The organism is Streptomyces spiramenti (assembly GCF_012034385.1).
Lineage (GTDB): Bacteria > Actinomycetota > Actinomycetes > Streptomycetales > Streptomycetaceae > Streptomyces > Streptomyces spiramenti.
This window is the reverse complement of sequence record NZ_JAAVJB010000206.1, coordinates 1-8,883: the sequence shown is the minus strand read 5'-3', so window position 1 is coordinate 8,883 and position 8,883 is coordinate 1. Positions and strand designations below refer to the sequence as shown.

Here is an 8,883-nt window from a genome sequence, read left to right as displayed (position 1 = left end):
GTGGGCGCCGGCTCGGACCGGGCGCGCCGAGGCGGGACGCGGCCGGGCCCCGGTCAGCCGGTGGCGTGGCGGCGCAGGACGAGGCCGGTGCTGCCTCGCTTGCTGAGGTAGGCCCGCCCCCGGCAGACCGCCTCCACGGCGGGTGCCACCAGCTCGACGCGCTCGACCGCCCGCCAGGTGGTGGTTTCGGCGAGCCAGGGGTCGAGCCGGGCGGCGACGGCACCGGGTTCGAGCGCCACCAGCAGCGTGTCGGTGGGCAACGCGTCGAGCAGCGCCAGGTCCTGGCCGTAGTACAACATCTCGACCAGCAGGTAGGCGGCGCCCGGCCGGTGACGCCCGGCGGCGAGCGCCGCGAGGTCCTCCGTGCCCGCCGGTGCCGATCCCGGCCGCGTCGCGTCCAGTCGGGCGCGGAAGGCACCGTTGGGCTCGGTGGGTTCGACGCGGAAGCCCTTCTGTTCCAACCGGGCGGTGAGCGCGCCCTCGCAGGCGCCGACCTCGACCAGCGGCCCGTCGTCCGGACGCACCCAGCGGGCGGCCCAGGCCGTGGTCGCGTCCAGCCGCTCCTGCTCGTAGGCGGAGGTGCCGAACTCCCAGGGGTCCGCGACGGCGGCGGCCTCGTCGCCGAGGCTGGCCAGCAGAGCGAACAGTCGCTCGCGCTGCTCGGCGTCGGTGTCGAAGTAGCGTTCGACGGCGGGTATCCGGGGGGTGTCGACGACGTACTCGGGGTCCGCCTCGGCCAGCAGCCCACCGCACCAGCGGTTGACGAACGCCGTCTTGCGGCCGATGTCCGCGGCGGTCAGCGCGCGGTCCTCGTCGCTGACGTACTGGAGGAAAGGCGAGTAGCCGACGGCGTGCCGTACCGGCCGTCCACCGGAGGCGATCGCCGCGTCCCGCCCGAGACGGCCGCGGCTCTGCCGGTTGTCCCCGGGCGAATGGGTCCACACTCGGGCCGGGGCTCCGTCCGCCGCGCGGTCGATCAGCGCGGAGAGCGTGTCCGGTCCCGGTGACGCCCCCACCACGCCACCGGGACGGACCCGCTGCCCCAGCGCCGCCAGGGTGTCGGCGAGTTCGCCGTCCGGCGACAGGACCACGACGTCGCCGGTCCCGGCGACCACGACACGGACCTCGGGACGGTCGGGGGCGGTGAGCACGGTCGAGAAGTCCAGGACCGCGTCCTCCGCCCGGAGGACCACCACAATGTCGATCACAGGCATTCCCATCCAGCAGCGGGGCGAGACGAGTTGGCATCCGGAGCGCTCTGGAGCCTAGACCCCTGACCGAACAAAGGTCCAGACCTGATGGTCGTGGCATGAATCGCGCGGACCGCTCCCGCTCGGGACATCCCACGATCGCCACTCCGCCGTGCGGAGCGGAGTCACCAGGGTCACCACGGCCCAGCCGCCGAACATCTCGCCACGACTGCCCGAGGCATCGCCGCCCACCACCTCGCCTGCTTCTCGCCGAATCACCGACGGTCCGGCTGTGCCTGCAACAGGCGCTGCCCGAGGTGGAGGTGCGGCCACACGACGACGGAAGCCGCCCCGGTCTGCACGACTTCGATCTCGTCCGCGGAGGCCGGAGGTTCGCTGCCCTGGACGTCACGGCAGCCGTCGACGGAGCTGTGGAAGCTCATGAACCGTGGTGATCGCTGGGTTCAGGACGAACTCGCCGGCGGATGGCGGGTGACCTTCGAAATCGACCGCGCGGGCGAACCTGGTGCATCGGGGGGCTTCCGGCGCTTCTCGCTCGGTCCCGGACAGGCCGACAACCTGACCGAGCTCCGATGATCAGAGGCCGACGAACGCCACCTGGCCGCCGTACGGAACAACCGGGGGCACGTGGCTCCGGTTGCTCCGGCAGAACCACGAGCGGGGCTCCCGGGCGAAGCCCCGCCTCCCCGCTCCCGGTCACGAAGCAGGCGCGCTTTCTGGCCCTACAGCACCGGGAGGGACTTGCGGAGCTCGAAGGCGGTGACCTCGGAGCGGTACTCCTCCCACTCCTGCTTCTTGTTGCGCAGGAAGAAGTCGAAGACGTGCTCCCCCAGCGTCTCCGCCACGAGCTCGCTGCGCTGCATCAGGTCGATCGCCTCGCCGAGGTTCTGCGGCAGCGGGTCGATGCCCAGGGCGCGGCGCTCCGCGTCGGTCAGCGCCCAGACGTCGTCCTCGGCGCCGGCGGGCAGCTCGTATCCCTCCTCGACACCCTTGAGGCCGGCTGCGAGCAGCACGGAGTAGGCCAGGTACGGGTTGGCCCCGGAGTCCAGCGAGCGCACCTCGACCCGGGTGGAACCGGTCTTGCCGGGCTTGTACATCGGCACGCGGATCAGCGCCGAGCGGTTGTTGTGGCCCCAGCAGATGTAGGAGGGCGCCTCCCCTCCGGCCCCGGCGGGACGGTTGGCGCCGCCCCAGATGCGCTTGTAGGAGTTGACCCACTGGTTGGTGACGGCGGAGATCTCGCCGGCGTGGCGCAGCAGCCCGGCGATGAAGGAGCGGCCGACCTTGGAGAGCTGGTACTCGGCGCCGGTCTCGTGGAAGGCGTTGCGGTCGCCCTCGAACAGCGAGAGGTGGGTGTGCATGCCCGAACCCGGGTACTCCGAGAAGGGCTTGGGCATGAACGTCGCCTGCACGCCCTGCTCCAGCGCCACCTGCTTCATGACGAGGCGGAAGGTCATGATGTTGTCGGCGGTGGTCAGCGCGTCGGCGTACCGGAGGTCGATCTCCTGCTGGCCGGGCGCGCCCTCGTGGTGGGAGAACTCCACGGAGATGCCCATCGACTCCAGCATGGCGATGGCCTGCCGCCGGAAGTCCATGCCGATGTTCTGCGGGGTGTGGTCGAAGTAGCCGGAGGAGTCGGCCGGGGTGGGCCGACTGCCGTCCACCGGCTTGTCCTTGAGGAGGAAGAACTCGATCTCGGGGTGCGTGTAGAAGGTGAACCCGAGGTCGGAGGTCTTGGACAGGATGCGCTTGAGGACGTAGCGCGGGTCCGCGTAGGACGGCGAACCGTCCGGCATGAGGATGTCGCAGAACATCCGGGCGGTGCCGGGGGCCTCGGCGCGCCACGGCAGCACCTGGAAGGTGGCGGGCGCGGGCTTGGCGATCATGTCGGACTCGTGGACACGCGCGAAGCCCTCGATGGCGGAGCCGTCGAAGCCGATGCCCTCGTCGAACGCCTGCTCCAGTTCGGCGGGGGCAACGGCGACCGACTTCAGGTAGCCGAGCACGTCGGTGAACCACAGCCGGACGAACCGGATGTCGCGCTCCTCCAGCGTCCGGAGCACAAATTCCTGCTGCTTGTCCATCTCCACCCATCCTCGCTGGTCACGCGGCAAGGCACCGGACCTTGGAAGACCCCGGGCCGCCCGGGGCACACGAGCATTCCACCACACCGTTTCGCGGGCGTTGCGTACCCGCGTCACGGCCGGCCCCCGACGCGTGTTGCATCGCCTTCGCGGGGTCGGCTGGGACGGCGGGCCGGGCACGCGCCGGCACTCCGGACGGTCACACCCGCTCACCGTCCGCGGCGGGGCGCGAGGCGGTGCGGCGGCGCCGCGACGACTCGTCACGAACCCCGCGCGGTCCGGCGAGCAGCGCGGCGCGGAGGACGCCGCGGACCGGGCAGGCACGCCGCCGTGCGTACCCGGAAGGCGTACCGCGGCGGGGGCCGGGCCGGGCGTGACGGGCGACGCACCCCGCACATCTCGTCAGTTAGACGATTAAGGGCGTAGACTCGGCGGCGTGCCTCAGCTACGACTTGCCCTCGCCCAGATCGACTCCCGCGTCGGCGACCTCGCCGGGAACGCCGACGCCGTGGTCGACCACACCCGGCGCGCCGCCGCGGACGGCGCTCACCTGGTCGCCTTCCCGGAGATGATGCTCACCGGCTACCCCGTCGAGGACCTGGCGCTCCGTTCGTCCTTCGTCGAGGCCAGCCGCGCCGCGCTGACCGGGCTCGCCGCCCGGCTGGAGCGCGAGGGCCTCGGCGGGGTCCCGGTCGTCGTCGGCTACCTGGACCGGTCGGAGGCGGGCGCCCGCTACGGCCAGCCCGCCGGCGCGCCGCAGAACGCCGCGGCGGTGCTCCACGGCGGCACGGTGGTGCTGAGCTTCGCCAAGCACCACCTGCCGAACTACGGGGTGTTCGACGAGTTCCGCTACTTCCTGCCCGGGGAGACCCTGCCGGTGGTGCGGGTGCACGGGGTGGACGTCGCGCTGGCGATCTGCGAGGACCTCTGGCAGGACGGCGGCCGGGTCCCGGCCGCCCGCGCCGCGGGGGCGGGTCTGCTGCTCTCCGTCAACGCCTCGCCGTACGAGCGGGACAAGGACGACACGCGCCTGGAGCTGGTACGCAAGCGGGCGCAGGAGGCCGGCTGCACCACCGCCTACCTGGCGATGACCGGCGGCCAGGACGAGCTGGTCTTCGACGGCGACTCCATCGTGGTGGGCGCGGACGGCGCGGTGATCGCCCGCGCACCGCAGTTCGCCGAGGAACTGCTGCTGGTGGATCTGGAGTTGCCCGCCGCGGGCGAGGTCCCCGCCGGGAGGGTCGCGGACGGGCTGCGCATCGACCACCGGACGGTCTCCGCGGACCCGCTGCCCGCCTACGAGGCGGTGCACACCGGCCGTGCGGCCCCCGCCACGGGCGACGAGGAGGAGATCTACGGGGCCCTGGTGATGGGGCTGCGGGCGTACGTCCGCAAGAACGGCTTCCGCTCCGTCCTGATCGGGCTCTCCGGCGGGATCGACTCCGCGCTCGTCGCCGCGCTCGCCTGCGACGCGGTCGGAGCGGAGAACGTCCACGGCGTCTCGATGCCCTCCCGGTACTCCTCCGGACACTCCCGCGACGACGCGGCGGAGCTCGCGGACCGCGCCGGGCTGCCGTTCCGGACCGTGGAGATCGAGCCCATGTTCGCCGCCTACATGGCCGCGACGGAGCTGACCGGGCTGGCGGAGGAGAACCTCCAGTCGCGGCTGCGCGGCACGCTGCTGATGGCGCTGTCCAACCAGGAGGGCCACATCGTGCTGGCCCCGGGCAACAAGTCCGAACTGGCCTGCGGCTACTCGACGCTGTACGGCGACTCCGTCGGCGCCTACGGGCCGATCAAGGACGTGTACAAAACCACCGTCTTCCGTCTGGCGCGCTGGCGCAACGACCACGCCGCCGAGCGCGGGGAGACACCGCCGATCCCGGAGAACTCGATCTCCAAGCCGCCCAGTGCGGAGCTGCGGCCGGACCAGGTGGACACCGACTCGCTGCCCGACTACCCGGTGCTGGACGCGATCCTCGAACGGTACGTCGACCGCGATCAGGGACACGCGGAGATCGTGGCGGCCGGGTTCGACGCCGAACTCGTCACCAGGATCCTGCGGATGGTGGACACCGCCGAGTACAAACGGCGGCAGTACCCACCGGGCACCAAGATCTCGCCCAAGGGGTTCGGCAAGGACCGCCGACTGCCGATCACCAACGGCTGGCGGGAGACCGGCGCCCGCGACACGACGCCGGGGTCCGGCCTCGGCTGACCCGGCGTCGTACGACCGCGGTGGGGCCGCACACCCCGAGGGGCGTGCGGCCGACGGTGCTGTGCTGTGCTGTGCTGTGCTGTGCTGTGCTGCGGTCAGTGCACCAGCTTGAGGCCGATGACGCAGCCGACGATGCCCGCGAGGAAGAGCAGCTTCAGCACGGTGGCGGGTTCACCGCCGAACGCCATCGCGTAACCGGCGGTACCCACGGCACCGATACCCACCCACACCGCGTAGGCGGTGCCGACGGGCAGCGTGCGCAGCGCGAGGGCGAGCCCGGCCATGGAGAGCGCGAGAGCCACTCCGAAGAGGACGGTGGGTCCGAGCCGGGTGAATCCGTGCGAGCGCCCCAGGGCGGTCGCCCAGACGGCCTCCAGTACTCCGGAGACGACAAGAAGAAGCCAGGCCACGACGATCCCTCCATGCGTCGTCTTGTCCTGGCCGGGTACGACGCACTCGTCCGGGAGCCTGTCGCGGCCCTGTCACCACTCTCGCACACATCCCGCGACCGGCCCGGGCGCGTGGGCTTCCTCACCGGGTGGGCGGCGTCACCCGGCATCATCCGGAGCGTCACCCGGCATCGCCCGGAGCGTCGACCGGGAGTCACCCGGCCGGACCGCTCCCGGCAGGCCCTGCCGTCGGCGTCCCGGGGGCCATGAGACGGCCGTCAGGGGTCGACGCGCGCGGCGACCGGCAGATGGTCGCTGCCGGTCGCCGGCAGCGACCAGGAGGAGACCGGTTCGACGCCGCGCACCATGATCTGGTCGATGCGGGTCATGGGGAAGTGCGCGGGGAAGCTGAAGCCGAAGCCCCGCCCGGTGGCGCCCTGGGTGGAACGCATCTGCGAGGTCAGCGGGGCGAGCGCCCGGTCGTTCATGGTGCCGTTGAGATCGCCCAGCAGGATGATCCGCTCGTGGCGCTCCGCCGAGATCGCCTCGGCCAGCGTGGTGGCCGCCCGATCGCGCTGCCCGGCGGTGAAGCCGGATCGGAACTCCACCCGTACGGAGGGCAGATGGGCGACGTAGACCGCGACGACGCCCTGGGGGGTCTCCACGGTGGAGCGCATCGCGCGGGGCCACCCCATGCCGATGTCGATCTCCTCGCTGTCGCCCATGGGGAACCGGCTCCACAGACCGACCGTGCCCTGGACGCTGTGGAAGGGGTAGCTGTCGCTCAACTCGGAGTCGTACAGCTCCTCCTGCCCCTCCGGGATCTCCTGGAGGGCGAGGACGTCGGCGTCCGCCTCCACGAGGCTGCGGGCGGTGCCGCGGGGATCCTGGTTGTGGGCATCCACGTTGTGGCTGACCACCATCAACGCGCCGCCCTCGCCGCTCTTGTCGAGCAGCGCGCCGCCGAAGAGGTTGACCCACACCATCACGGTCACCGTGATGGCCGCTACGGCCGACAGCGACCGTCGCACCAGGGCGCACACCAGCAGCACCGGCACCGCGAGGCCGAACCAGGGCAGGAACGTCTGGATCAGACTGCCCAGGTTGCCCACGGAGTTGGGGAGCTTGGAGTGGAGCAGCATGATCGCCGCGGTCAGCAACGCGAGGGCGGCGATCACGAGGCCGCGGCGCCACCGCCCGGTGCGGTCGCTCCATCTGGAGGCCCGGCGCCCTTCACTCCCCGACTCACCGGCCTCGGGCGCCGGTGCTACTGCGGAGGTGTCGGTGCGTGCCATCTGTCCCCCTCGCTGGCCGTGACGTGTTGCCCCAGGAACCATAGGCGAGCCGACGCCCCGGACCGACATCGGACGGTGCCTCTCCGTGTCGTTTCGCGCCTGGTCGGATCGGTCGGCCGGCGCAGCGCAGGGCTGCCGGCGCAGGGCTGCCGCACGGTCACGGGCCCGTCACCCCCGGGTCGCGGGCGTCGCTCTCGGATACCAGGACGTCACGCCGGGACCGGCCGGTTCCGTGACGCCGCCCGCGCGCGTCGTGACGGACGTCTCCTCCTCGTGGTGCCCGGCACCTTCTCGGCACCCCGGAGCCGGTGGGACGATGGAGGTGATCCGGGGACGCCGAAGGGCGCTTCGAGACGACGAACAGGAGTTCTGCGATGACGCAGTCGAACGAGCCTGCCCGCACGCCGGGCACGCCCGCGCCGGGCGACGCCGCACCCACGCTCTACGGCGGTCGCGGCAGCCGTCGGGTGACGGTGCGCGACATCGCCGCGGCGAAGCGGCGGGGCGAGAAGTGGCCGATGCTCACCGCCTACGACGCCATGACGGCGGCGGTGTTCGACGAGGCGGGCATCCCGGTGCTGCTCGTCGGTGACTCCGCGGGCAACGCCCACCTGGGGTACGACTCCACGGTGCCGGTGACGCTCGACCAGATGATCATGCTCTCCGCGGCGGTGGTCCGCGGCACCCGTCGCACGCTGGTCGTGGGCGACCTGCCGTTCGGCAGCTACCAGGAGGGGCCGGTCCAGGCCCTGCGGAACGCCACTCGCCTCATGAAGGAGGCCGGCGTCGGCGCCGTGAAGCTGGAGGGCGGCGAGCGGTCGGCCGAGGCGATCGACCTGCTGGTGCGGTCGGGCATCCCGGTGATGGCACACGTCGGCCTCACCCCGCAGTCCGTCAACGCCTACGGCGGGCACCCCGTGCAGGGCCGCGGCGACGAGGCTGCGCAGCAGCTGCGGCGGGACGCCAAGGCCGTGCAGGACGCCGGCGCGTTCGCCGTGGTCCTGGAACTGGTCACGGGCGACCTCGCGGCCGAGGTGACCGGGGAGCTGGTCATCCCGACCGTCGGCATCGGCGCGGGCGCGCAGTGCGACGCCCAGGTACTGGTGTGGACGGACATGGCGGGGATGACCGACTGGCCCGGGGGTCGCAAGCCCCGCTTCGTGAAGGAGTACGCGCGGCTGCGCGAGGTGCTCGGCGACGCCGCGAAGGCGTTCGCGGAGGACGTGGTGGAGGGCGGCTACCCGGCCCCGGAGCACAGCTTCCGCTGACCGCGGCCCGCGCCCGTGCCGGCCCCCTCGGGCCGGTGCGGGCACGGGCCGGGGGCCCGCCGCACGCTCACTCCGCCGCGCCCGCGCCCTCACCGGCGGGGACCGCCGACCGGGGGGACGCGGCGGCGCGCCGGTAGTACCAGGCGAGGTTCGAGGCGACGCCGGCCAGCAGCACCCAGACCACCCCGAGCCAGACGTTGCGCATCAGGGCGAAGGAGATCACCGCCGCGGCCAGGGCGATCACGCAGACGATCACGGCCTGGACGGCCAGGCGGCGGGCGGCGGCGGGGGTGATGCGGCGGGGCATGGGGCGGCTCTTTCGCTGCGGTGCGGGGACACGGCGGGTACGTACCGCCCCATTGTCGCGCACGGCCGCCGCTTCCGGCGGGCCACCCGGCCCGGTCGCCCGGGACGGGTG

General features: G+C 72.6%; 9 protein-coding genes and 1 riboswitch. Of the genes, 3 read left to right on the top strand and 6 right to left on the bottom strand.

Annotated elements, in window-relative coordinates; genetic code table 11:
- Positions 1-53: 53 nt before the first annotated feature.
- Positions 54-1,208, bottom strand: coding sequence for a class I SAM-dependent methyltransferase (locus HCJ92_RS19350; RefSeq protein WP_167934892.1), 1,155 nt, complete (start codon positions 1,206-1,208; stop codon positions 54-56).
- Between the two features lie 257 nt (positions 1,209-1,465).
- On the bottom strand, positions 1,466-1,633 hold the full coding sequence (locus HCJ92_RS19345; protein WP_167934891.1) for a hypothetical protein: 168 nt from the start codon (positions 1,631-1,633) through the stop codon (positions 1,466-1,468).
- On the opposite strand from HCJ92_RS19345, the gene HCJ92_RS19340 reads away from it, so the two are divergent.
- A complete protein-coding gene (locus tag HCJ92_RS19340) occupies positions 1,632-1,787 on the top strand; it encodes a hypothetical protein (protein ID WP_167934890.1) in 156 nt (51 codons plus the stop codon). The two genes, HCJ92_RS19345 and HCJ92_RS19340, sit on opposite strands and share 2 nt — an antisense overlap.
- 146 nt (positions 1,788-1,933) lie before the next feature.
- Here the strand turns inward: HCJ92_RS19340 and glnA are convergent, their stop codons facing one another.
- Positions 1,934-3,295 carry a type I glutamate--ammonia ligase gene (gene glnA, locus HCJ92_RS19335; protein ID WP_167934889.1) on the bottom strand — a complete coding sequence of 454 codons (1,362 nt, stop codon included), beginning with the start codon at positions 3,293-3,295 and terminating at the stop codon, positions 1,934-1,936.
- Positions 3,296-3,731: 436 nt separating this feature from the next.
- Between glnA and HCJ92_RS19330 the strand changes: the two genes are divergently transcribed.
- On the top strand, positions 3,732-5,513 hold the full coding sequence (locus tag HCJ92_RS19330; RefSeq protein ID WP_167934888.1) for an NAD+ synthase: 1,782 nt from the start codon (positions 3,732-3,734) through the stop codon (positions 5,511-5,513).
- Between the two features lie 95 nt (positions 5,514-5,608).
- On the opposite strand, the gene HCJ92_RS19325 is transcribed toward HCJ92_RS19330, so the two are convergent.
- The gene (locus HCJ92_RS19325; protein WP_167934887.1) at positions 5,609-5,923 is read right to left on the bottom strand and encodes an SMR family transporter; all 315 of its coding nucleotides are present in this window, start codon (positions 5,921-5,923) and stop codon (positions 5,609-5,611) included.
- Positions 5,924-5,934: 11 nt separating this feature from the next.
- A riboswitch (guanidine-III (ykkC-III) riboswitch) is annotated at positions 5,935-5,996 on the bottom strand.
- A gap of 184 nt (positions 5,997-6,180) precedes the next feature.
- Positions 6,181-7,197 (bottom strand): endonuclease/exonuclease/phosphatase family protein, encoded by a 1,017-nt coding sequence (locus HCJ92_RS19320; protein ID WP_167934886.1) that lies wholly within the window; start codon positions 7,195-7,197, stop codon positions 6,181-6,183.
- A gap of 374 nt (positions 7,198-7,571) precedes the next feature.
- Between HCJ92_RS19320 and panB the strand changes: the two genes are divergently transcribed.
- The gene (gene panB / locus HCJ92_RS19315; protein WP_167934885.1) at positions 7,572-8,465 is read left to right on the top strand and encodes a 3-methyl-2-oxobutanoate hydroxymethyltransferase; all 894 of its coding nucleotides are present in this window, start codon (positions 7,572-7,574) and stop codon (positions 8,463-8,465) included.
- A gap of 67 nt (positions 8,466-8,532) precedes the next feature.
- Here panB and HCJ92_RS19310 read toward each other — a convergent pair whose 3' ends face one another.
- Positions 8,533-8,772: a hypothetical protein gene (locus HCJ92_RS19310; RefSeq protein ID WP_167934884.1), complete on the bottom strand. Its 240-nt coding sequence runs from the start codon at positions 8,770-8,772 to the stop codon at positions 8,533-8,535.
- Between the last annotated feature and the right edge of the window lie 111 nt (positions 8,773-8,883).